Origin of the sequence: Pseudomonas quebecensis (assembly GCF_026410085.1) — a bacterium.
In the GTDB taxonomy this organism is placed as follows: domain Bacteria; phylum Pseudomonadota; class Gammaproteobacteria; order Pseudomonadales; family Pseudomonadaceae; genus Aquipseudomonas; species Aquipseudomonas quebecensis.
Genome location: NZ_CP112866.1, coordinates 887052 through 910384, shown reverse-complemented (window position 1 = coordinate 910384; position 23333 = coordinate 887052). Strand labels below are relative to the sequence as shown.

The following is a 23333-nucleotide window of genomic DNA, read 5'->3' as shown; positions in this document are numbered from 1 at the left end:
TCGATTGAATAGAAACTTATACAAACGAACATTCAAAGAATAGCCCAAGACTGGCAACGGGCCAGTTATGAAATGGCAAATATTTTCACAGTGACGCGGGACGCGGCTGGGCAGCGGCGTCGCGGTAGTGACCCAGTTGCTGCAGCGTGTCCAGGCGCGCGCGGGCACGGTAGGCGTATTCGCTCGACGGGTATTGGGTAATGATGAACTGATAGGTTTGCACCGCGTCGACAAACAGTTTCTGCCGTTCCAGGCACTGCCCGCGCAGCATAGAGACCTCGGGTTGCACATAGCGACGGCTGCGGCTCTCGCGGTCCACTTGGGACAACTCCAGGGTAACGCGCTGGCAATCACCCACGCCGTAGGCGCGGTAGGCGTTGTTCAAATGGTGGTCCATCGACCAGCGGGTGCAGCCGACAACACTGACGGCCAGGGCGGCAACGAGCAAAATTCGCATGAGGGTTCTCCTGTCTTGTGCAGTGTATCGACCCCTCGTCGAAAATCTTCAAGGCTGTTCGTCTTTTCGGCTGCGGCCAAAACAACTGAATCGTCGATAAGTAGTGCAAACGAACAATGACTACAACGAAAGAGCATAGTAGCCTTCCTCAGCGCTTGAACTCAGGAGTCTGTGCATGTCCGTCCGTCGTACCAAAATCGTCGCCACCCTTGGCCCGGCCAGCAATTCGCCGGAAGTCCTCGAACAGCTGATTCTGGCTGGTTTGGACGTCGCCCGTCTGAACTTCTCCCACGGCACCCCCGACGAGCACAAGGCTCGCGCCAAGCTGGTGCGTGACCTGGCTGCCAAGCACGGTCGCTTCGTGGCATTGCTGGGTGACCTGCAAGGCCCGAAAATCCGCATCGCCAAATTCGCCAACAAGCGGATCGAGCTGAAAATCGGCGACACGTTTACGTTCTCCACCAGCCACCCGCTGACTGAAGGCAACCAGCAAGTGGTAGGTATCGACTACCCGGACCTGGTCAAGGACTGCGGCGTCGGCGATGAACTGCTACTGGACGACGGCCGTGTGGTCATGCGCGTCGACACCGCCACCGGCACCGAGCTGATCTGCACCGTGACCATCGGCGGCCCGCTGTCCGACCACAAAGGCATCAACCGCCGTGGCGGTGGCCTGACAGCACCGGCCCTGACTGAAAAAGACAAGGCTGACATCAAGCTCGCCGCCGAAATGGAAGTGGACTACCTCGCGGTGTCCTTCCCGCGCGACGCCGCCGATATGGAATACGCCCGTAAGCTGCGCGACGAGGCCGGCGGCACCGCCTGGCTGGTGGCGAAGATCGAGCGCGCCGAGGCCGTGGCCGACGACGAAACCCTCGATGGCCTGATCAAGGCTTCCGATGCGGTCATGGTTGCCCGTGGCGACCTGGGCGTTGAAATCGGCGATGCCGAACTGATCGGCATCCAGAAGAAAATCATCCTGCACGCGCGCCGCCACAACAAAGCCGTGATCGTCGCAACCCAGATGATGGAGTCGATGATTCAGAACCCGATGCCGACCCGCGCCGAAGTGTCCGACGTGGCCAACGCCGTATTGGACTACACCGACGCCGTAATGCTGTCGGCTGAAAGCGCCGCCGGCCCTTACCCGCTGGAAGCCGTACAGGCCATGGCGCGTATCTGTGTCGGTGCCGAAAAGCACCCGACCAGCAAGACCTCCAGTCACCGCATCGGCAAAGTGTTCGAAAGCTGCGACCAGAGCATCGCCCTGGCCGCGATGTACACCGCCAACCACTTCCCGGGCGTGAAAGCGATCATCGCCCTGACCGAAAGTGGCTACACGCCGTTGATCATGTCGCGTATCCGTTCGTCGGTGCCGATCTACGCGTTCTCCCCGCACCGCGAAACCCAGGCTCGCGCCGCCATGTTCCGTGGCGTCTACACCGTACCGTTCGACCCGGCGTCGTTGCCGCCCCATGAGGTCAGCCAGGCGGCCATCGACGAACTGCTCAAGCGCGGCGTCGTGGAGAAAGGCGACTGGGTCATCCTGACCAAGGGCGACAGCTACCACACCATCGGTGGCACCAACGGCATGAAGATCCTGCACGTTGGCGACCCAATGGTCTGAGTGATCGATTGCTGAAACAAAAGCCCTGTCATGCAAGTGACAGGGCTTTTTGCTTTCCGTGGGGGAATGGGCCTTGCTCGCTTTCAGCGCCGAGCAATGAACGCCGACAATGCGGCGATTGCCTCCGGCGACCTCAGCCGCTGGGTAAACAGCGCGCCCTCCTCCTCTATTACCTGGCGCAACTGCTCGCGATCCACGCTCTTCATCAGTTGCTTGGTGACCTGCACCGCACCCGGCGCCAACGCGTCAAAACGCTCAGCGACTTGCCTGGCTTTGGCCAACGTCGCCTCACCACTGCCCAACGCTTCAGTAGCGATGCCCCATGCAGCCGCCTGTTCGCCGGTAAACCCTTCGCCCAACAGAAGTAATTCGGCGGCTTTGGCGTGCCCCAGCAAACGTGGCAGGATCAGGCTGGAGCCGAACTCCGGGCACAACCCAAGATTGACAAATGGCATGCGCAGTCGCGCATCACGACTGACGTACACCAGATCGCAGTGCAACAGCAGGGTTGTACCGATGCCCACTGCCACGCCGGCCACGGCGGCGATCACCGGTTTGCGGCAGTTGAGCAGGCTTTTCATAAAGTGAAACGGCGGACTGTCGAGGTCACTGGGTGGCTGTTGGAGAAAGTCGCCGATGTCGTTGCCGGCGGTAAAACACTCGCTGCTGCCCTGGATCAGCACCGCATGGATGTTTGGGTCCGCATCGGCCTGCTCCAACGCCTGGGCCAAGTGGCTGTACATGGCGCGCGTCAACGCGTTCTTCTTGTCCGGGCGATTGAGTTGCAGGGTCAGCACCCTGGCTTCGCGGTGCTGGAGGATGGCGTCGGTCATGGCGATTCTCGCGGCTGTGGTGTTCAGCGCTCAACCATGGGGCACAAACACATCCGCCAGCAGTTGATTGCGCGGCAGTCCGGCCAGGAACAGGCGCTTGGAGAATGCCTCGACACTGGCCGGATGCCCGCAGAGTAAGGCCAGGGTTTGTCGGGAAACAAGCCGCAGTTGCGCCAATGCCTGGGTCAACTCAGCCGCAGTCCACAGCTCCACGGTCAGCTGCGGGTGATGGGCGGCCAGCACCGCCAGCGGTTCAGCCAGATAATGGCCTTCAGCGTCATGGGCCAGATGAATCAGGCGTATGGCGCCGTGGTGATCCTGACGCAGCGCCTCGCGCATCACGCCCCATAAGGGGCCTAGACCGGTGCCCGAGGCCAGCAGCCACAGCGGTCGGGTTTGCCAGTCAGGATCATAGTGCAACGCGCCACCGCGCAATTCGCCGAGGCACAGGCGATCCCCGACCTGCAACCGCCGGGCGATATCGCTGAATTGACCGGGCTGGCGGCAATCGAGATGAAACTCCAGGAACGCGTCCTCCTGCGGCAGGCTCGCCAGGGAATAAGGGCGTGCCACCTCCCCGGCCCACAGCACCAGGTGCTGCCCGGCGCGATAACGCAGAGTGCGCTGGGGTTGCAGGCGCAAACGCAGCACCGCCGACGTCAGCCAATCGGCTCCCACCACCTGGGCAGGCGAGCCATCGCGCAGCGGATCGAACGTCTCGACCCGCACGTCCCCGCGCAACCGGCACTGGCAAGCCAGCCGCCAGCCATCCTGGCGTTGCACCGGGCTGAGGGCATCGGGCTGCTGATCGTCAACCTCGCCGTGGCAACGCACCAGGCATGCATGGCAACTGCCCGCCCTGCAGCTGTAGGGCACGGTCACACCGGCCTGATTCAAGGCATCCAACAAATTGCTGCCGGTGGGTACCGACCAGTGGCGTTCGCCGACGTGCAGTTCAGGCATGGAACATCTCGACTCAAAAGGCGCAGACAGGGAATCACGCCCGGCACAGTTTGACCATAGTCGGGTGTATCGGCCACCGCGCCGGGTTATACTGCCGCGCCTTTTTAGCGTCGCGCCTGCACCACTTGGCGTGCCTTGGAAAGGTGGCCTCAGCCGACCGATACACCCCACTGAAGCCACCTTTATTGAATGTTCCCGTCTTATAGAGGAGCGCGACTCATGACCGTGATCAAGCAAGACGACCTGATTCAGAGCGTTGCCGACGCCCTGCAATTCATTTCCTACTACCATCCCGTGGATTTCATCCAGGCCATGCACGAAGCCTACCTGCGCGAAGAATCGCCGGCGGCCCGTGACTCCATCGCCCAGATCCTGATCAACTCGCGCATGTGCGCCACCGGCCATCGCCCGATCTGCCAGGACACCGGTATCGTCACCGTGTTCGTGCGCGTGGGCATGGACGTGCGTTGGGACGGTGCCACCATGGGCCTGGACGACATGATCAACGAGGGCGTGCGTCGCGCCTACAACCTGCCGGAAAACGTCCTGCGCGCCTCCATCCTGGCCGACCCGGCCGGTGCGCGTAAAAACACCAAGGACAACACCCCGGCCGTGATCCACTACTCCATCGTCCCGGGTAACACCGTGGAAGTGGATGTGGCCGCCAAAGGCGGCGGCTCCGAGAACAAGTCGAAAATGGCCATGCTCAACCCGTCCGACTCGATCGTTGACTGGGTGCTCAAGACCGTTCCGACCATGGGTGCCGGCTGGTGCCCGCCGGGCATGCTCGGCATCGGCATCGGCGGCACCGCCGAGAAAGCCGCGGTGATGGCCAAGGAAGTGTTGATGGAATCCATCGACATCCACGAGCTGAAAAAGCGCGGCCCGCAGAACCGTATCGAAGAAATGCGTCTGGAGCTGTTCGAGAAGGTCAACCAACTGGGCATCGGCGCTCAGGGCCTGGGTGGCCTGACTACCGTGCTCGACGTGAAGATCATGGATTACCCGACGCACGCGGCCTCGCTGCCGGTGTGCATGATCCCCAACTGCGCCGCCACCCGTCACGCGCACTTCGTGCTCGATGGTTCCGGCCCGGCGTCGCTGGAAGCGCCACCGTTGGACGCTTATCCGGAAATCGTCTGGGAGGCCGGCCCTTCGGCCCGTCGCGTCAACCTCGACACCCTGACCCCGGAAGAAGTGCAGAGCTGGAAGCCGGGCGAGACCGTATTGCTCAACGGCAAAATGCTCACCGGTCGCGATGCGGCGCATAAGCGCATGGTCGAGATGCTGAACAAGGGCGAAACCCTGCCGGTGGACCTCAAGGGTCGCTTCATCTACTACGTCGGCCCGGTTGATCCGGTGCGCGAAGAAGTGGTTGGCCCAGCCGGTCCGACCACTGCGACGCGGATGGACAAGTTCACCCGTCAGATCCTCGAGCAGACCGGCCTGCTGGGCATGATCGGTAAGTCCGAACGCGGCCCGACCGCCATCGACGCGATCAAGGACCACAAGGCCGTGTACCTGATGGCCGTCGGCGGCGCCGCGTACCTGGTCGCCCAAGCCATCAAGAAATCCCGCGTGGTGGCCTTCGCCGAACTGGGCATGGAAGCGATCTACGAGTTCGACGTCAAAGACATGCCGGTTACCGTGGCGGTCGACAGCCAGGGCGAATCCGTGCATATCACCGGCCCTGCCATCTGGCAGAAAAAGATCAGTGACAGCCTGGCGGTAGAAGTGCAATAAGCGCTGCCTCAGCGACAGAAAAAGCGACCGATGCGATCAGCACGGTCGCTTTTTTATTGCCCGCCCATTTCTCAGTGGGGAGCCTGCTTATCTACAACCACCGCGCGCACCACAAGACCTCTACCGCTCATGCTATGGTGCACTCCCCTTACCGTGCCTGTTCATCACCGTATGATCGCGATCCCTCGCCCCCTGCGCCTGACGTTCTATTCCCTGCTGATCATCGCCGGTGCGGTGCTGGCCGCGGCCCTGGCCACGCGGCATGCCGAGCGCCAGGCACTGGTGGACGATGCCGCCCGCGCCAATCAGCAACTGGCGTTGTATGCCAACTCCCTGCATACCCTGATCGAACGCTACCGCGCCCTGCCCGCCGTACTGGCGCTGGACTCGGAAATGATCAACGCACTCAAGGGCCCGCTGGACGCCGCCACCCAGGACCTGCTCAACCGAAAGCTGGAACGCATCAACAACGCCGCGCAGTCATCCACCCTGGAGCTGATGGACCACACCGGCCTGGCCGTGGCGGCCAGTAACTGGAACCTGCCGAGCAGTTATGTGGGTCACAACTACGCGTTCCGACCTTATTTCAGCCAGACCCGCAGCCAGGGCACCGGACGCTTCTACGCGGTGGGGGTGACGACGGGGATTCCCGGCTACTTCCTCTCCAGCGCGGTGCTGGATGAACACGAGCAGTTCCTTGGCGCCATGGTGGTCAAGCTGGAATTCCCCGAGCTTGAGCGCGAATGGGCCCAGGGCGACGATCTGCTGCTGGTCAGCGACGCGCGCGGCATCGTGTTTATCGCCAACCAGCCGGGCTGGCGCTACCGCAACCTGCGACCGCTGTCGGACAGCGACCTTGCCGAACTCAAGGCCACCCGCCAATACGACAAAAAGCAACTGCAGCCGCTCGAAAGCCAGCCGCTGCAACGCTTCGATGAAAACAGTCACCTGATGCACGTAAGCGGCCCCGATGGCAGCGCCGATTACATCTGGGAATCCCTGCCGCTGAAGGCCGAAGGCTGGACCCTGCACCTGTTACGCAAACCGCAGCTCGCGTTCGAGGATCAACGCAATGCCGGGCTGGCCGCCGCCGGGTCGTGGCTGGCGCTGGTGTTCCTGGTGCTGTTCCTGACCCAGCGTTGGCGTCTGGCCCGCCTGCGCCAGCGCAGCCGCGAAGAGCTGGAGCGCCTGGTGGAAGAGCGTACCCAGGCCCTGCGCACCGCCCAGGACGGCCTGGTGCAGTCCGCCAAGCTGGCGGCCCTGGGGCAGATGTCGGCGGCTCTCGCTCATGAAATCAACCAGCCGTTGACGGCCCAGCGCATGCAACTGGCCACCCTGCGCCTGCTGCTCGACCATGGTCGCGTGGATGACGCCTACAAGGCGCTCACGCCGCTGGACGATATGCTCACGCGCATGGCCGCGCTGACCGGCCATCTCAAGACCTTCGCGCGCAAAAGCCCCAGCGGCCTGCGCGAACGCCTGGACCTGGCCACCGTGGTCGATCAATCCCTGCAGTTGCTCGACGCGCGCCTGCGCGATGAAGGCATCGGCACCGTGCTGGACCTGACTCGGCCCGCCTGGGTGCGCGGCGATGCGATTCGCTTGGAACAAGTGCTGATCAACCTGCTGCGCAACGCGCTCGACGCCATGGCCGATAAGCCGCGCAAGCGTCTGGAAATCCGCTTGCACGCCGACCAGCAGCTGTGGCAACTGACGGTCAGCGACAGCGGCGGCGGTATTGCCGAAGAGCATCTGAACAATGTATTCGACCCGTTCTTCACCACCAAACCGGTGGGCGACGGGCTGGGCCTGGGGCTGGCAGTGTCCTACGCCATCGTGCACGAACTCGGCGGGCGCCTGAGCGCCGGCAACCGAGGCGATGGCGCGGTGTTCACCCTCACCCTGCCGATCGCACTGGAGGCCGCCGAGCCATGTTGAACACCGTAATTGTGGTCGATGACGAAGCCAGCATTCGCACGGCCGTGGAGCAATGGTTGAGCCTGTCAGGCTTCGACGTGCAGTTGTTCAGCCGCGCCGAGGCATGCCTGGCGCAACTGCCCAGGGACTTCGCCGGGGTGATCCTGAGCGATGTGCGCATGCCAGGGCTCAGTGGTCTGGAGTTGCTGGCCGAAGTGCAACGACGCGATGCGGACTTGCCGGTGATCCTGCTCACCGGTCACGGTGATGTGCCGATGGCTGTCGAGGCGATGCGCGACGGTGCCTACGACTTCCTCGAAAAGCCCTTCAGCCCCGATGCCCTGCTCAACAGCCTGCGTCGCGCCCTGGACAAACGCAGCTTGATCCTGGAGAACCGCCGTCTGCATCAGCAGGCCGGCCAGCGGGCACAGTTGGAGTCGAGCTTGCTGGGCATGTCGCGCGCGCTGCAGAACCTGCGCCGCCAGGTGCTGGACCTGGCGGCCCTGCCGGTCAATGTGCTGATCCGCGGCGAAACCGGCAGCGGCAAGGAACTGGTCGCCCGTTGCCTGCATGATTTTGGGCCGAGGGCAAAAAAGCCCTTTGTGGCGCTCAACTGCGCGGCGATTCCCGAGCAACTGTTCGAGGCCGAACTGTTCGGGCATGAAAGCGGAGCCTTTACCGGGGCCCAGGGCAAGCGCGTCGGCAAACTGGAGTATGCCCATGGTGGCACCCTGTTCCTCGATGAAATCGAGAGCATGCCCCTGGCCCAGCAGGTCAAGCTGCTGCGGGTGTTGCAGGAGCAGAAACTTGAGCGCCTGGGTTCCAACCAGAGCATCCACGTGGATCTGCGCATCATCGCCGCGACCAAGCCCGACCTGCTGGAAGAGGCCCGCGCCGGGCGCTTTCGTGAAGATCTGGCGTATCGCCTGAACGTTGCGCAACTGCGCCTGCCTCCGCTGCGCGAACGCCGTGAAGATATTCCTCTGCTCTACGAGCACTTTGCGCACAGCGCCGCCGAGCGCCTCGGCCGCACGGTCGAACCACTCGGCGGTGCGCAGCTGGGTCGTCTGCTCAGCCATGACTGGCCGGGCAATGTTCGCGAGCTGGCCAACGTCGCCGAACGTCAGGTACTGGGGTTGGGCGAACCGGAGCCGGAAGGTATCGAGGCCGGGCAATCCCTGGCGGCGCAGCAGGAAGCATTCGAAGCACAGTGCCTGAAAGCCGCGCTGACGCGGCACAAGGGCGATATCAAGGCGGTTCTGGCCGAACTGCAACTGCCTCGGCGAACCTTCAACGAAAAGATGCAGCGCCACGGCTTGACCCGAGAAGCGTTCCTCTGAGCGCAGCATCCGGCTTAGGCGGATTTCCGCTTATCGCCTGAAAAGCATCGGCGAATATCCGCTCAAAAAAAACCGGCGACCCTTCTAGGCCGGGCCTTCATCCCCCTGGCACAGCTCCTGCTATAGCCCCAGCCAGGCTGCGCTCACGCGGCTTCATAAAAACAACTAGATGAAGGTTCCTTCGATGGATAACTCCAACACCCTGCCTGCAGGGTCGGCAGCCGTGCCGACCAAAGAACGCACCACCACCAGCCGGATCAAATCGATCTTCAGCGGCTCGGTGGGCAACATGGTCGAGTGGTATGACTGGTATGTCTATGCCGCCTTCTCGCTGTACTTCGCCAAAGCCTTTTTCCCTAAAGGCGACACCACCGCCCAATTACTCAATACCGCCGCGATCTTCGCCGTGGGCTTCCTGATGCGCCCGATCGGCGGCTGGCTGATGGGTTTGTATGCAGACTACAAAGGTCGCAAGGCCGCGCTGATGGCCTCGGTACTGCTGATGTGCTTCGGCTCGCTGATCATCGCCCTCAGCCCCGGCTACGAAACCATTGGTGTCGGTGCACCGATCCTGCTGGTATTTGCTCGCCTGCTGCAGGGCTTATCGGTGGGTGGCGAATACGGCACCTCGGCCACCTACCTGAGTGAAATGGCAACCAAGGAACGCCGGGGCTTCTTCTCCAGCTTCCAGTACGTGACCCTGATCTCCGGCCAGCTCATCGCGCTGGCGGTATTGATCGTGCTGCAACAAGTGCTCACCACCGAGCAACTCTACGACTGGGGCTGGCGTATCCCGTTCGCCATCGGCGCCCTGTGTGCCGTGGTCGCGCTGTACCTGCGTCGCGGCATGGAAGAAACCGAGTCGTTCACCAAGAAGGAAAAAGCCAAGGAAAGCGCCATGCGCACCTTGCTGCGGCACCCCAAGGAACTGATGACCGTGGTCGGCCTGACCATGGGCGGCACCCTGGCGTTCTACACCTACACCACCTACATGCAGAAATACCTGGTGAACACCGTCGGCATGAGCATTTCCGACTCCACCACCATCTCGGCGGCGACGCTGTTTCTGTTCATGTGCCTGCAACCTATCGTCGGCGGGCTGTCGGACAAGGTCGGGCGCCGGCCGATCCTGATCGCCTTCGGCATCCTCGGCACGCTGTTCACCGTGCCGATCCTCAGCACCTTGCACACCATCCAGACCTGGTGGGGCGCGTTCTTCCTGATCATGGCGGCGCTGATCATTGTCAGCGGCTACACCTCGATCAACGCGGTGGTCAAAGCCGAACTGTTCCCCACTGAAATCCGCGCCCTGGGCGTCGGCCTGCCGTACGCGCTGACCGTGTCGATCTTCGGCGGTACCGCTGAATACATCGCGTTGTGGTTCAAGAGCATCGGGATGGAAACCGGATACTACTGGTACGTGACCGCGTGTATCGCGGTGTCGCTGGTGGTCTATGTGACCATGAAGGACACCCGCAAGCACTCGCGGATTACGACGGACTAAGGGATCGCTACCCGCTATATACGTATCGTCCGCGCGCACTTCATCTTTCTAGACTGGCGGTTTCGACCGCCACGTCCAAGGAAGAAGTACCCATGCTCAAAACCAATCCGCTGTTGCTACCTTATGAGCTACCGCCCTTCCAAGCCATACAGGTAGAGCACTTGGTGCCCGCCGTGCAGGCGATCATCGCCGAGAACCACCTCGCCACGGCAGCGATCATCAACAGCCAAGCCCCCTTCCCGACCTGGGACGACCTCGTACTGGCCGTGGATGAGCTGGAAGCGCGCCTGGAAGAAACCCTCGGCATCATTCAACTGCTCGGCTCCACGCACCGGGCTCCGGCTTGGCACGAGTCTATCTTTCGCTGTCATGCCCTGGCAGAGCAGTACAAACATGACCGGGCACGGAACGCCGCGCTGTATCGGCTTTATCGTCAGCTCGCCGACAGCCCGATTGCGGCTCTTTTCAACCAGCAACGTCAATGTGCCCTCCGTAAAGCTTTGCGTCACTTCCACTTCGCCGGTCTTGATCTCGCCCTCGACCAGCAAGTAAAACTGCGCGACTTGAATGACCAGATCAGTCAATGGCAGCACGAGTTCCTGGAGCGCGTGGACGATTCAAACAAGGCCTGGAGCAAGCACATCGAAGACAGCGCCCTGTTGAGCGGCCTGTCCCCTGCCGCCCTGATATCAATGCAGGCAGCGGCGCAAGCCAGCGGCCTTCCGGGTTGGCTGTTGACCCTTTCCGATCACACTTATCAAGAGGTCATGACCTACGCCGACAATCGGGCGTTGCGTCAGGAAATGATGACGGCCTACTACAGCCGCGCTTCAGGCACCGCGTCTGATGGTTCCAGAGACGGCAACGAGCCGGTGCTGACTCTGCTGCTTGAAGATCGCCACGAAAAAGCCCGCCTGCTTGGCTATCCCAATTTTGCCCAGTTAGCACTGGCCGATCAGATGGCGGATACACCCGAGCAAGTGGTCAGATTTTTACGCCAGCAAATTGAACAAGCGCGAAGTACTTTTACCCGCGATGCCGAGCAGCTTGAGCACTATGCCCAGCAGCACGGAATCACAGGCACGCGCCCCTGGGACCATGATTACTTCGCGCAGAAAATCCGCGAGGATATCGCGGGTATCTCTCAGTCGGCGTTGCGCGAGTACTTTCCATGGGAGAACGTATTACAGCATTTGCGCAGCCTGGTGCAGATGCTCATGGGCGTTGAGCTCCTGGAGCAAAGCACCGCCGATACATGGCATACCGATGTCCGCGTATTTGAAGTCAGGGAATATGCGCAGCCCCTCGGATACTTGTTTGTCGACCCCTATCGCCGTGAGGGAAAATCAGAGCCTGGGGCGACCGTGGGCTTGCGCAACCGCCGAATCAGCACCGAAGGGCGTCCCCGCCATCCCATTGCAGTATTGAGCATTGGGTTGTCGCCTCCCACCGACACCCAGCCTTGCCTGCTCGATCATTTGCAACTCAGGGTGCTGTTGCATGAATTCGGTCACTGTTGCCAGCACCTATTGACCGCCGCGCCGTATCGGACCATTTCAGGTGTCGGTCAACTGGCTCACGACACCTCGGAGTTCGTCAGCCAGGTTTTCGAGCAGTTCTGCTTTGAAGCGTCATTCCTAACCTGGTTATCAGGCCATTTTCAAAGCGGGCAGCCATTACCGCAGGCGCTCGCCAGCAGAGTAACTCGCTATGTGCAGACTCAGACCAGCTGGGAAACTGCCAGCCTTTTACTGACCGCGTGGGTCGACCTGGAGCTGCACCGTGCCCATGGCGACGGGCAAACACCTGATCAGGTGTTCACCCGTGTCAACGCAGAAATAGGCCACCTTCAATGGCCTGAAGATGCTCGGCCGGTCAACAGCTTCGAACAACTGGTCGGGGACTATGGCGCCAGAATCTATTCCTACCGATGGTCCGGTGTACTGGCTGCCCGGGCGTTTGCGCGATTCAAACGCGATGGGTTGTTCAACCCCGCCACTGCACAAGCATTCCGCGCTGCGTTCATCACGTATGGCGATGACGGATCGCTGATAAGTGCGCTGGCAAGTTTTGTCGGCAACCGGGAGTCCGCGAGAATTTGAACCCTGGCGATAGCCTGAAGCCCCGTTCGCCACCTCGATAACTATGCAGGGCGTTTCGATCCGGCAGGTCAAGTACAACGGGCACAACCGCTACAGTGCCACTTACCAAGGACTTGCCATGTTGTTCCGCTCCCGCATCCCCGCCCTACTGTTTGCGCTGCAATGTATTGCCGGCCATGGCCATGCCAGGGATCTGGCAGACGGACTGGCCAACCAGGCTCCCTCCGTGGCATTGCAGAACCACGACCAACGCTATGCGCTGTGGTCCGGTATCGGCCGTTTGAAAAACGCTATCGGGCAGACCTGCAACGCAGTCCTGCTCAACACTCGTAACCGGCGAAACGAAGCCGTTGGTCCGGCCTATGTGCTGACCAGCGGACACTGCGTGTTCTTCAGCTACGGTTCGGCACGTATCAGCCTGCCGATAGACGCCGACATCACCTTCATGTACTTCCACGATACCCCCAGTCAGCACAAGACCTTTCGCATCAAAACGGCTCATTGGAGCAGCATGGTCGGCACCGACCTGGCGATCCTCGAACTGGATCAATCGCTGGCAACGCTCATCGCTGACGGGATCATGCCGCTCAAGCTCGCCGCGACCTACCAGTACGCCGGAGAGCGCGACGTGGTCAACGTAGGTTCCCCGAGCGGGTTCCGCCAGAAGGGCTTGCGCATGAGCGCCTGCAAGGAGTCATCGACAGGCGATTTTGTCGAACATCCTGGCGTCTTCCCCGGCGCATTGAAAAACCGCTGCAGCGACCTTCAGTACGGCAGTTCCGGCAGCCCGATGCTGGATCGCCATACAAACGAAGTCACCAGCATCGTCAGCAAGGTCTCGGCGGTCATCACAAAAGACCTTCTCGCCAATTGCCAGAATATCTCAGCTTGTGAAGCCGCCAAGTTCAACTACAGCTATCCGGCCCACGGCCTGCTGCATTGTTTCGTCGATGGGGTGTTCACCAACAACACCAAGGATTGTCAGCTCAAATCCGTCGAAATAACCCTGGAGGAGCCCTGGAACCTGCCCCCGTTCGTCCATATGCAGCAGGGTGAGGCCGGGCAGCGCATCTGGCCTACCTGGAATATCCGGTTCTCCACTCAAGACCCGTTCTATCGATTCAAGACCACCGACAGTGTCAAAGCTTGCCGAGCCATCGACGGCTACCACCCCGCGGTTGCTTCGCCGGACGCCTATATCAACCAGGCCATAGGCCCGGCGCTCGGCGCGCATGTGTTGTGCATCATCGGTCTCGCAACTCGCAACCAGCCGCTGACACCCGCCTTGCTGCACAACGCGTTTACGCATGCAGTGTTCCTGACCCCTGCGACGCCAGCGCCGCAGGTCAGCCTGATTTACCGGATAAACTGGAACATCCCTCACACAGAGTTCATGCATTATTACGCCTACGTCGAGCCCTCAGCCGCATCCTGCGCAGGCAGCTACGACCCACGCTACGCGCCGACTGGCGACAGCATTACCTACCACGCCGCGCAGCTCCCAATCACCGTGTGCAGCTATGCGCGCGACGTGGCTGGCCAACCTTCGGCGACCCGCACGGATGTGATCGATCAATCAACGCATTGTCCCGTGCTGCAGCCGGCCCAAGCATCGCCTCGCCGCTGACCGCACCTCGATACCCGGTGGATGACTGTGGAAATCCATCGCCACGCCTTGCACTATACTGGCCCCCCCAGAGCTACCCAGCAGGAAACCCGGCCCATGCCTGACGATATCCACTTCTACGAACCGGCCAACGGCCACGGCCTGCCCCATGACCCGTTCAACGCCATCATCGGCCCACGGCCGATCGGTTGGATTTCGTCACACGACAACGAGGGCCGCCTGAACCTGGCGCCCTACAGTTTCTTCAACGCGTTCAACTACGTTCCGCCGATCATTGGGTTCTCCAGCGTCGGGCGCAAAGACAGCCTGAACAACATCGAACAGACCGGCGAGTTCGTCTGGAACCTGGCCACCCGCCCGTTGGCCGATCAGATGAACCAGAGCTGCGCGGCGGTCTCGCCGGACGTGAATGAATTCGAGCTGTCCGGCCTGACCCCGGTGCCGTCGAAAATCGTGGGCGTACCGCGGGTGGGCGAAAGCCCGGTGTCGTTCGAGTGCAAGGTGACGCAAATCATCCAGTTGCAACGTGCCGATAAGGCGCTGGTGCCAAGCTGGCTGGTGCTGGGCGAAGTGGTCGCCGTTCACATTGCCAAGTGGCTGCTCAAGGACGGCGTGTACGACACCGCCGCCGCCGAGCCGATTTTGCGTGGTGGCGGCCCGGCGGATTACTTCCAGTTGGGGCCGGAGGCGTTATTCAAGATGTACCGCCCAGGCGCCAGCAAACCCTGACTGAAATACAGTCAAACTGTGGGAGGGGCTTGCCCCCGATGACCATGGGTATCTACACATAACCTGAGAAAATGAGGTTCTTGTGGCGAGCTCCCTTCCACATCAGATCAGCGCCGTTGTTCAGCGGGTGGCGCTCGCCCAGGTCAGTTGACCTTCTTCATCCACATTCACAAGCTGCTCAAGCTGCACGGTGGCCGCATCATCGGCATCGGAGGCAGTTTTGAACGTCTGCCCATCGAGGATCTTGTGAAACCGCGGGGCGCCCATGCCGTCCAGCGCTTTGACGGCGACGGCGGCGCTGTAGCCCCCTTCACCCGGTACTACGGCGGAAACGGCTTCGTGCTGAGCAAATTGTTTACGTGCCATGTTGCAGGTCCTGGCCAATGGAAAAGGTGGCCATTCTAACCATTAACCGGCCAGTTGCAGGTACTCACCGTAGGCATTGACGGCGCAGGCATCGGTGAAGGTCTGGAAGTCTATGCTGCGCACGACCATGTCGTTCAACAGTTCGGTAAAGATCATCAGGGCCGGCGAGTTGAAGTAGGCGCTCATCGCCTGCTCGCTGCTCCAGAGGCCCGAGACCAGCCACACATCGGGATCGACCTGGGAATGCTGCAACGAAAATTGCAGGCAACCCTGCGCCTGGCGGCCCGGTTCGATCAAACTGCTCAAGCGTGCACCCAGTTCGGTGCTGCACCCGCTGCGGGCGCGGATAAAGGCCATATGGCTCGCGGGAATGGGGGTGGACATATTCGACTCTCCCGTTGAGAAGTGATGCTCGGCAAGCACTGTGGAGGTGTGTTGCCACAGGATCAACGATAACGGCGCGGGTGCGAGCGCGGTTAGTCGATTCCTGCCGGCTTATTGCACGATCCTGCGAGAAGCGTAGATAGGACGTCGGGCCGGCGGCTTTATTCCACACCCAAACGCCGTGTTTCAGGCGCGTGACACGCCCGGCGCTTGCCTGATTGACGATAGGCCGCAGGATCAGGCAAGGATCGGGCAGAATCGACCTAACACATTTTGAAAAGCCGCCGCTAAGCTGGCCCCATCACAGCAGCCTGCAGAGGACGCGCCATGTCGTCACCCGAACATCAGCCCACCCCCCTCGATGCCGAGATGGAAAAACAGCGTGCTGAACTGGCCAGCATCGTGCACCGGCATACCTGGGAAGATGGTTCCTACGGCACCGCAATCACTTCGTTGTACCTGAACCGTCACAACGCACCGCGAGACTTTATGCCGGTACTGGTGGAGCCCGCGTTGTGCATCCTCGCCAACGGCAGCAAGGAAGTGCGCCTGGCCGACGAAGTTTTCGCCTATGACCCGCTCAACTATCTAGTGTTTTCCGTGGCGATGCCCGTGGCCGGGCGAGTCATCGATGCGACGCCCGAGGACCCGAACCTGTCGGTGCGCATCAATATCGACCCGGCGCAGCTCACAGCGCTGATTGCCGAGGCCGGCCCCATGGGCGTGCCCACGCGCCCGACCTCGCGCGGGATGTACGTGGACCGTATCGACACCCAGTTGCTCGACGCCGTGCTGCGCCTGGCACGTTTGCTGGATACGCCCAAAGACATCGCCATGCTCGCGCCCCTGATCAATCGCGAGATCCTGTACCGGCTGCTGCGCGGGCCGCAGGGCTATCGGCTGTATGAAATTGCGGTGGCCAACAGTCAGAGCCATCGGGTGAGCCAGGCGATCAAGTGGCTCAACGGCAATTACGAACAGCCGCTTCGCATTGATGATTTGGCCAAGGAAGTGAACCTGAGCGTCTCGACCTTGCACCATCGCTTCAAGGCGATCACGGCAATGAGCCCGCTGCAGTACCAGAAGCAACTGCGCCTGCAGGAAGCGCGCAGGCTGATGATTGCCGAAGGGCTGGAAGCGTCGGCGGCCGGTTATCGGGTGGGGTATGAAAGCCCATCGCAGTTCAGCCGCGAGTACAGCCGCTTGTTCGGCGCGCCACCGCTGCGGGATCTGGCGCGGCTGCGCCAAAGCATCTGACACACGAGAGAAACGCTGGTGACAAAGGGCTGGCTCGATAGCAGTGCGTCAGCCAAGCCATCCAGTGACTGAAGCCCCGTCATCGGGGGGCAAGTCAAAGCGTCGCACCGCCCCTCCCACCTTTGTCCAATCGTGTTATCAGTCCAGGGTTCGGGGCAGTTGCAGGGTGACGCGCAAGCCGCCCTCGCGCAGGTTCTGCAAGCTCACCTCACCGCCATGGCTGTGGGCAATGTTGCGCGCGATGCCCAACCCCAGGCCGTAGCCTTGCTGCTGGCCGGCGAGGCGAAAGTGCGGCTCGAACACTTGCTCCAGACGTTGCTCCGGTACACCGGGGCCTTCGTCATCCACATGCAGGATGAATTCCGCGCCGTCGTCCTCAATATGCAAATGGGCGTTCTGCCCGTACTTCAACGCGTTGTCGATCAGGTTGCCGATGCAGCGTTTGAGCGCCAACGGTTTGCCCGGGTACGCCGCCAGCGCCATGCCATCCAGGGTCACGCGGCCGTTGCCGTTGGGCGCCACGTACGGCTCCACCAGGCATTCGAGTACATGGTTGAGGTCGACCGGCTGGATGTTCTCGTGAATATCGGTGTCTTTCACGCATTGCAGCGCGCCCTTGACCAGCAATTCCAGCTCATCCAGGTCACGACCGAACTTGGCCTGCAGGTTCTCGTCTTCCAACAGTTCCACGCGCAGGCGCAGGCGCGTGATGGGTGTACGCAGATCGTGGGAAATCGCACTGAACAACTGGCTGCGTTCGGTCAGGTAGCGGCTGATGCGCTCGCGCATGGCATTGAACGCACGGCCCACTTCCACCACTTCACTGCCGCCGCCCTCGGCCACCGGCTCGACGTCGGCGCCCAGGGACATGTCCCGCGCCGCCAGCGCCAGGCGCTTGAGGGGCCGACTCTGCCAATGCACCAGCAGGCCTATGAACAGGAGTAGAAAGCCGCTGGTCAGCACGATAAACCACACCTGCTGGGACGGCAGGCCCTGCTCTTCCAGACTGGTGTAGGGTTCGGGCAACAGCGAGGCGATATACAGCCACTCGCCGGGCGCCAGTTGAATCTGGGTCACCAGCACCGGCGGGTTCACCGGTTCCAGGGTCAGTGCGTAGTGCGCCCAGGAGCGTGGCAATTCATCGAGTTTGAGGCCGGCGTTGAAAATCCGCAGGTCTTCGGCGCTGACGAACTCCACCGAGATATGCACATCGGCGCCCAGGGTCTGACGCAGCACTTCATCCACCGCGGTCAGCACCGCCTGTTTGCGCGGGGTTTCGGGCAGCACCTGCATGTCCAGCGGGCGATCGTTGAGGGTCACCACAAAGCGGGTGCCGCCCATGCTGCGCAGTTGGTCAAGCACCAACGGGCGATAGGCCACCGGCAGCGAGCGGAAATAACTCACGCTGGCGGTCATCGAATGCGCCAGGCTGCGCGCGCTGGTGACCAGGCCTTCGAGCTGGGTGGCGCGCAACTGTGAGACCCAGATCACGCTGGACAGTGCCTGGGCGAACAGCACTGCCAGCAATGTGAGCAACAGCATGCGCCCCAATAGCGAGCGCGGTACCGGAAACCGGCGACGCCGTTCGCTCACCGGCTCAATGGGCATTGCCGGCAACCACGTTGGCTGCCAGTTGATAGCCGCTGCCGCGCACGGTGCGAATCAGCCGCGGAGGTTTTTCGGTATCGCGCAGGCGTTGGCGCAGGCGGCTGACGGCCATGTCGACGATACGGTCCAGCGGCATCAGGTCGCGGCCACGGGTGGCGTTGCCGATGGTGTCGCGGTCGAGGATTTCCTGGGGATGGTCGAGAAACAATTTGAGCAGGGCAAAGTCGGCCCCGGACAGGATCACTTCTTCGCCGTCGACGTGAAACAGCCGGTGGCTGATCATGTCCAGCCGCCATTCGTCGAACACCAGCACATCGCCCCCGGTGTTGCGCTCCTGGAACTGGCAGCGGCGCAACAGCGCCTTGATCCGCGCCTGCAGCTCACGCGGGCTGAACGGCTTGCCGATGTAGTCATCGGCGCCCAGCTCCAGGCCGATCACGCGGTCGGCTTCGTCGGAGCTGGCGGTAAGCATGATGATCGGCACCTGCGCCTGGCGCGGGTGCTGGCGAATCCAGCGGCACAGGCTGAAACCGTCTTCGTCCGGCAACATCACATCGAGGATGACCAGGTCGCACGGCGCCTCGTTCATCGCCTGACGGAATCCCGCGCCATCCGGCACCCCCCGCACCTGGAAACCGGCGCGACTGAGGTAGGTCTGCAGCAACTCGCGGATTTCCTGGTCGTCGTCGACGAGGAGAATCGATTTACTGATTACGCTCACGGGGTCCTCCTTGTTGTTATGCGGTGTAGTTGAAGGCCTCATGGGGGCAAGCCCCCTTCCACACTGATGTGGGAAGCCATCACTGCCTAAGCAAATGCCTGCTCCAGCGCCACACCCGCCCCGGTCAAGCCGGAATACGGCGCGGTCACCAGCCACACCGGAATACCGTTGAAGTAGTCGCTCATGCAGCCCTTGTCACGAAAGCTCCCGGCAAAGCCGCTTTGAATGAAGAAGTCGGCAAACCTCGGTATTACCCCGCCCACGATATACACACCACCACGTCCACCGGTGGTCAGTACATTGTTACCCGCCACTCGGCCCAGCCAGATGCTGAACTGGTCCAACACTTCCATGGCAATCGGGTCGCCGGCCAGGCCAGCCGCCGTGATGGCTTCGGGCGTGTCCAGCTGCGGCGTGTGGCCATCAACCGCACAGATTGCCCGATACAGACGCGGCAAACCACCACCGCTCAAGGCCGTCTCTGCGCTGACGTGGCCGATTTCGTTATAGATATGCTGCCACAGCTGGGTTTCCCTCGGGCTGCTCAAAGGCAGGTCGACATGGCCGCCCTCCCCCGGCAAGGCCGCGAAACGACCCGCGCCAAGATCCAGCAAGGTGCCGACGCCCAGCCCCGTGCCTGGCCCGATCACCACCGCCGGACGCAGCGGTTCCGGCGTGCCCTCGCAGACCACGCGAAATTCATCGGGCTGCAGCCGGGTCATCCCCAGGGCCATGGCCGAAAAATCGTTGATCAGCAGCAGCTCATCCACCTGCAGCGTCTTGCAGAAAGCGGTCTTGCTCAAGCGCCAGTGATTGTTGGTGAACTTGAACTCATCGCCACTCACCGGCCCGGCCACCGACAGGCATACCGCGCCGATATCGCCGATTTGCAGGCCTTCTTCCATGAGGTATACCAGGATGGCCGCCTCGGGACTGTCGTAGTCCGCCGTGGCGTGCACGCGGATCGAATGCAGGGCCTGATCCCGCCACAACGCAAAACGCGCGTTGGTACCGCCAATGTCACCGACCAGCGCTAACTTCACTTAAGCGTCTCCAGGGCAGAGGTAAAGGCGCTGGCGCCCTGCTCTGCGGAGCTTGCGGCCAAGCGCATAAATGCAAACAGCTCGCGACCGGCCCCCACGTTGTTGCCCAACAGACCCGTGGCAGGCGCGCGCGCTGCGAATTCTTCGGCGTCCACCTTAAGCTCCAGGGTGCCTTTGACGCCATCCACGCGAATGATATCGCCATCGCGCACGCGTGCCAGCGGCCCGCCGCTTTGAGCTTCGGGGTTCACATGGATCGCGGCGGGGATCTTACCCGACGCGCCGGACATGCGCCCGTCTGTCACCAACGCCACTTTGAAGCCACGGTCCTGCAACACGCCAAGAAACGGCGTCATTTTGTGCAGTTCCGGCATGCCATTGGAGCGCGGGCCCTGGAAACGCATCACCGCGACGAAGTCTTTCTCCAACTCGCCGGCCTTGAACGCATCGGCCAGGTCCTGTTGGTCCTGGAACACCACCGCCGGCGCTTCGACGATCTGGTGCTCGAGGGCCACGGCCGAGACTTTCATCACGCCACGGCCGAGGTTGCCTTCCATCACGCGCAGGCCGCCTTCGGGCGAGAACGCGCGGGCCACCGGGCGCAGGATGGCTTCGTCGAGGCTCTCGATCGGGCCGTCGCGCCAGATCAGCTCGCCGTCGACCAGGAACGGTTCCTGGGTGTAGCGACTCAGCCCCTTGCCGGCCACGGTGTTGACGTCTTCATGCAGCAGGCCGGCTTCAAGCAGTTCACGAATCAGGAACGACATGCCCCCCGCCGCCTGGAAGTGGTTGATGTCAGCCTTGCCGTTTGGATAGACGTGGGACAGGGTCGGTACCACCTCGGAGAGGTCGGCCATGTCCTGCCAGGTCAGGATGATACCCGCCGACATGGCGATCGCCGGCATGTGCAGGGTGTGATTGGTGGAGCCGCCGGTGGCATTCAGAGCCACGATGGAATTGACGATGGATTTTTCGTCGACGATTTCGCCGATCGGGGTGAAGTTGCCGTTGGCCTTGGTCAGGCGCGTGACCTGATGCGCGGCTTCGCGGGTCAGTGCGTCACGCAGCGGCGTATACGGGTTGACGAACGAAGCGCCAGGCAGGTGCAGGCCCATCACTTCCATCAGCAGTTGGTTGGTGTTGGCCGTGCCATAGAAGGTGCAGGTGCCGGGGCTGTGATAGGACTGCATCTCCGACTCCAGCAGCTCTTCGCGGCTGGCCTTGCCTTCGGCGTAGCGCTGGCGCACATCGGCCTTCTGCTTGTTGGAGATGCCCGACGGCATCGGCCCGCCCGGCACGAAGATCATCGGCAGGTGGCCGTAGCGCAGTGCGCCCATCATCAGGCCGGGCACGATCTTGTCGCAGATTCCCAGCATCAGTGCCGCATCGAACATGTTGTGCGACAGCGCCACTGCCGTGGACATGGCGATGACTTCACGGCTGAGCAGGCTCAGCTCCATGCCCGGCTCGCCCTGGGTTACGCCGTCGCACATCGCCGGGGTGCCGCCGGCGAACTGGCCGACCGAGCCGACTTCACGCAGGGCTTTCTTAATTTGTTCAGGGAAATGTTCGTAGGGCTGATGCGCCGAGAGCATGTCGTTATATGAAGAAACAATTGCCACGTTAGCGGCGTTCATCATGCGCAGGCTCTGTTTGTCTTCGGTGCCGCAACCGGCCACGCCGTGGGCGAAGTTGGCGCATTGCAGCTTGCCGCGCATCGGGCCGTCGCTGGCGGCGCCGCGAATGAGCGCAAGGTAAGCCTGGCGGGTGGCGCGGCTGCGGGCGATAAGCCGTTCGGTGACCTCAAGGACGCGGGGATGCATGTGTAGAACTCCAGGCTAACGGATGTGGCGACCTGAGTGTCTATGCTGATCAAACGCCCGCAGCGCATGGGATGGCAGGGTGTCGTTTGGATCATCGGACCAGTTGATTCAGGTCACTCGTTGTAGATTGAACAAAATATTGCCACTAAAAAGGCTTGTTTTCTATTTTTATGCGAATAATCTTGTAATTCTTACAACAAATCGACGACAGGCACTCTCCAATGACTCTTCGTATCGCAATCAATGGTTTTGGCCGTATCGGCCGTAATGTCCTGCGCGCACTGTATACCCAAGGCTACCGCCAGGATTTGCAGATCGTCGCCATCAATGATCTGGGCGACAGTTCGATCAATGCCCACTTGCTCAAATTCGACACCGTACACGGTACTTTCGATGCAGAGGTTGCCCACGATCAGGAAAGCCTGACCGTCAATGGCGACCGGATTGCCGTGAGTGCCATTCGCAACCCGGCCGAACTGCCGTGGGCCGCGCTGAACATCGACGTGGTGTTTGAATGCACCGGCCTGTTCACCGATCGCGCCAAGGCCGCCGCCCATATCACTGCCGGCGCGCGCAAAGTGATCATCTCCGCCCCCGCCAAGGGCGCAGACGCCACCGTGGTCTACGGCGTTAACCATGACATCCTGCGTCAATCCCATCAGATCATCTCCAACGCCTCGTGCACCACCAACTGCCTGGCGCCGGTGGCCCAGGTGCTGCACCGTGAACTGGGCATCGAAAGCGGCTTGATGACCACAATCCACGCCTACACCAACGACCAGAACCTGACCGACGTGTACCACACCGACCCGTACCGCGCGCGTTCGGCCACCCAGAACATGATCCCGAGCAAGACCGGCGCCGCCGAAGCGGTCGGCCTGGTGCTGCCGGAACTGGCGGGCAAACTGACCGGCATGGCCGTGCGGGTGCCGGTGATCAACGTGTCCCTGGTGGACCTCACCGTGCAACTGAAGAAAGAAGCCACGGCCGAGCAAGTCAACGCGCTGCTCAAGGACGCCAGCCAGCACTCCAAAATTCTCGGCTACAACACCCTGCCGCTGGTTTCCAGCGACTTCAACCACAACCCGCTGTCGTCGATCTTCGACGCCAATCACACCAAGGTCAGCGGTAAATTGCTGAAAGTGCTCGCCTGGTACGACAACGAGTGGGGCTTCTCCAACCGAATGCTGGATAACTGCCTGGCACTCTGTAACGCCGAGTAATGTAGTTTGCGTGGGAGGGGGGTTGCCTCCTCCCAATGTGGTTTTGGTGTAACGCAGAAAAGAATA

General features: G+C 61.6%; 19 protein-coding genes. 10 read left to right on the top strand and 9 right to left on the bottom strand.

Annotation, left to right across the window (positions count from 1 at the left end; translation table 11 throughout):
* Nucleotides 1-85: 85 nt before the first annotated feature.
* Nucleotides 86-457: a tetratricopeptide repeat protein gene (locus tag OSC50_RS04280; protein WP_181079011.1), complete on the bottom strand. Its 372-nt coding sequence runs from the start codon at nt 455-457 to the stop codon at nt 86-88.
* A gap of 175 nt (nt 458-632) precedes the next feature.
* Here OSC50_RS04280 and pyk point away from each other — a divergent pair, with 175 nt between their 5' ends.
* On the top strand, nt 633-2084 hold the full coding sequence (pyk, locus tag OSC50_RS04275; RefSeq protein ID WP_181079009.1) for a pyruvate kinase: 1452 nt from the start codon (nt 633-635) through the stop codon (nt 2082-2084).
* Between the two features lie 83 nt (nt 2085-2167).
* Here the strand turns inward: pyk and OSC50_RS04270 are convergent, their stop codons facing one another.
* Both OSC50_RS04270 and OSC50_RS04265 read right to left on the bottom strand, forming a co-directional pair.
* Entirely contained in the window at nt 2168-2917 is a 750-nt protein-coding gene (locus OSC50_RS04270; protein WP_181079007.1) for an enoyl-CoA hydratase-related protein, read from the bottom strand.
* 30 nt (nt 2918-2947) lie between these two features.
* Nucleotides 2948-3880, bottom strand: a complete 933-nt coding sequence (locus OSC50_RS04265) for an iron-sulfur-binding ferredoxin reductase (protein ID WP_266246560.1) — start codon at nt 3878-3880, stop codon at nt 2948-2950.
* Between the two features lie 219 nt (nt 3881-4099).
* Here OSC50_RS04265 and OSC50_RS04260 point away from each other — a divergent pair, with 219 nt between their 5' ends.
* The 7 genes from OSC50_RS04260 to OSC50_RS04230 all read left to right on the top strand — a co-directional run bounded on the left by OSC50_RS04260 (nt 4100) and on the right by OSC50_RS04230 (nt 14842).
* Complete coding sequence (locus OSC50_RS04260) at nt 4100-5623, top strand: fumarate hydratase (protein WP_266246562.1); 1524 nt, start codon at nt 4100-4102, stop codon at nt 5621-5623.
* A 171-nt stretch (nt 5624-5794) separates the two neighbouring features.
* Nucleotides 5795-7561, top strand: coding sequence for an ATP-binding protein (locus OSC50_RS04255; protein ID WP_181079001.1), 1767 nt, complete (start codon nt 5795-5797; stop codon nt 7559-7561).
* Nucleotides 7555-8880: a sigma-54-dependent transcriptional regulator gene (locus OSC50_RS04250; RefSeq protein ID WP_181078999.1), complete on the top strand. Its 1326-nt coding sequence runs from the start codon at nt 7555-7557 to the stop codon at nt 8878-8880. The genes OSC50_RS04255 and OSC50_RS04250 overlap by 7 nt, the downstream gene beginning before the upstream one ends.
* A gap of 184 nt (nt 8881-9064) precedes the next feature.
* Nucleotides 9065-10384: an MFS transporter gene (locus OSC50_RS04245; RefSeq protein WP_181078997.1), complete on the top strand. Its 1320-nt coding sequence runs from the start codon at nt 9065-9067 to the stop codon at nt 10382-10384.
* A gap of 92 nt (nt 10385-10476) precedes the next feature.
* A complete protein-coding gene (locus OSC50_RS04240; protein ID WP_266246565.1) occupies nt 10477-12486 on the top strand; it encodes a M3 family metallopeptidase in 2010 nt (669 codons plus the stop codon).
* 118 nt (nt 12487-12604) lie between these two features.
* Nucleotides 12605-14113, top strand: a complete 1509-nt coding sequence (locus tag OSC50_RS04235; RefSeq protein ID WP_219855275.1) for a trypsin-like serine peptidase — start codon at nt 12605-12607, stop codon at nt 14111-14113.
* A gap of 96 nt (nt 14114-14209) precedes the next feature.
* A complete protein-coding gene (locus tag OSC50_RS04230) occupies nt 14210-14842 on the top strand; it encodes a flavin reductase family protein (RefSeq protein ID WP_266246569.1) in 633 nt (210 codons plus the stop codon).
* A 120-nt stretch (nt 14843-14962) separates the two neighbouring features.
* Here OSC50_RS04230 and OSC50_RS04225 read toward each other — a convergent pair whose 3' ends face one another.
* Entirely contained in the window at nt 14963-15208 is a 246-nt protein-coding gene (locus tag OSC50_RS04225; RefSeq protein WP_253509185.1) for a hypothetical protein, read from the bottom strand.
* A gap of 42 nt (nt 15209-15250) precedes the next feature.
* Nucleotides 15251-15592, bottom strand: coding sequence for a putative quinol monooxygenase (locus OSC50_RS04220; RefSeq protein WP_181078988.1), 342 nt, complete (start codon nt 15590-15592; stop codon nt 15251-15253).
* A gap of 327 nt (nt 15593-15919) precedes the next feature.
* Between OSC50_RS04220 and OSC50_RS04215 the strand changes: the two genes are divergently transcribed.
* Complete coding sequence (locus OSC50_RS04215; RefSeq protein ID WP_181078986.1) at nt 15920-16849, top strand: AraC family transcriptional regulator; 930 nt, start codon at nt 15920-15922, stop codon at nt 16847-16849.
* A gap of 138 nt (nt 16850-16987) precedes the next feature.
* Here OSC50_RS04215 and OSC50_RS04210 read toward each other — a convergent pair whose 3' ends face one another.
* From OSC50_RS04210 to edd, 4 genes are read right to left on the bottom strand one after another with little or no spacing between them, the layout of a single operon-like run.
* Entirely contained in the window at nt 16988-18457 is a 1470-nt protein-coding gene (locus OSC50_RS04210) for an ATP-binding protein (protein ID WP_181078984.1), read from the bottom strand.
* A complete protein-coding gene (locus OSC50_RS04205) occupies nt 18447-19220 on the bottom strand; it encodes a response regulator (protein WP_219855273.1) in 774 nt (257 codons plus the stop codon). Before OSC50_RS04205 ends, OSC50_RS04210 begins: the two co-directional genes overlap by 11 nt.
* Nucleotides 19221-19264: 44 nt before the next feature.
* Nucleotides 19265-20221, bottom strand: coding sequence for a glucokinase (locus OSC50_RS04200; protein ID WP_181078980.1), 957 nt, complete (start codon nt 20219-20221; stop codon nt 19265-19267).
* Entirely contained in the window at nt 20218-22044 is a 1827-nt protein-coding gene (gene edd / locus OSC50_RS04195; RefSeq protein ID WP_181078978.1) for a phosphogluconate dehydratase, read from the bottom strand. Before edd ends, OSC50_RS04200 begins: the two co-directional genes overlap by 4 nt.
* Before the next feature lie 221 nt (nt 22045-22265).
* On the opposite strand from edd, the gene gap reads away from it, so the two are divergent.
* Nucleotides 22266-23267, top strand: a complete 1002-nt coding sequence (gene gap, locus OSC50_RS04190; protein ID WP_181078976.1) for a type I glyceraldehyde-3-phosphate dehydrogenase — start codon at nt 22266-22268, stop codon at nt 23265-23267.
* Nucleotides 23268-23333 lie beyond the last annotated feature (66 nt).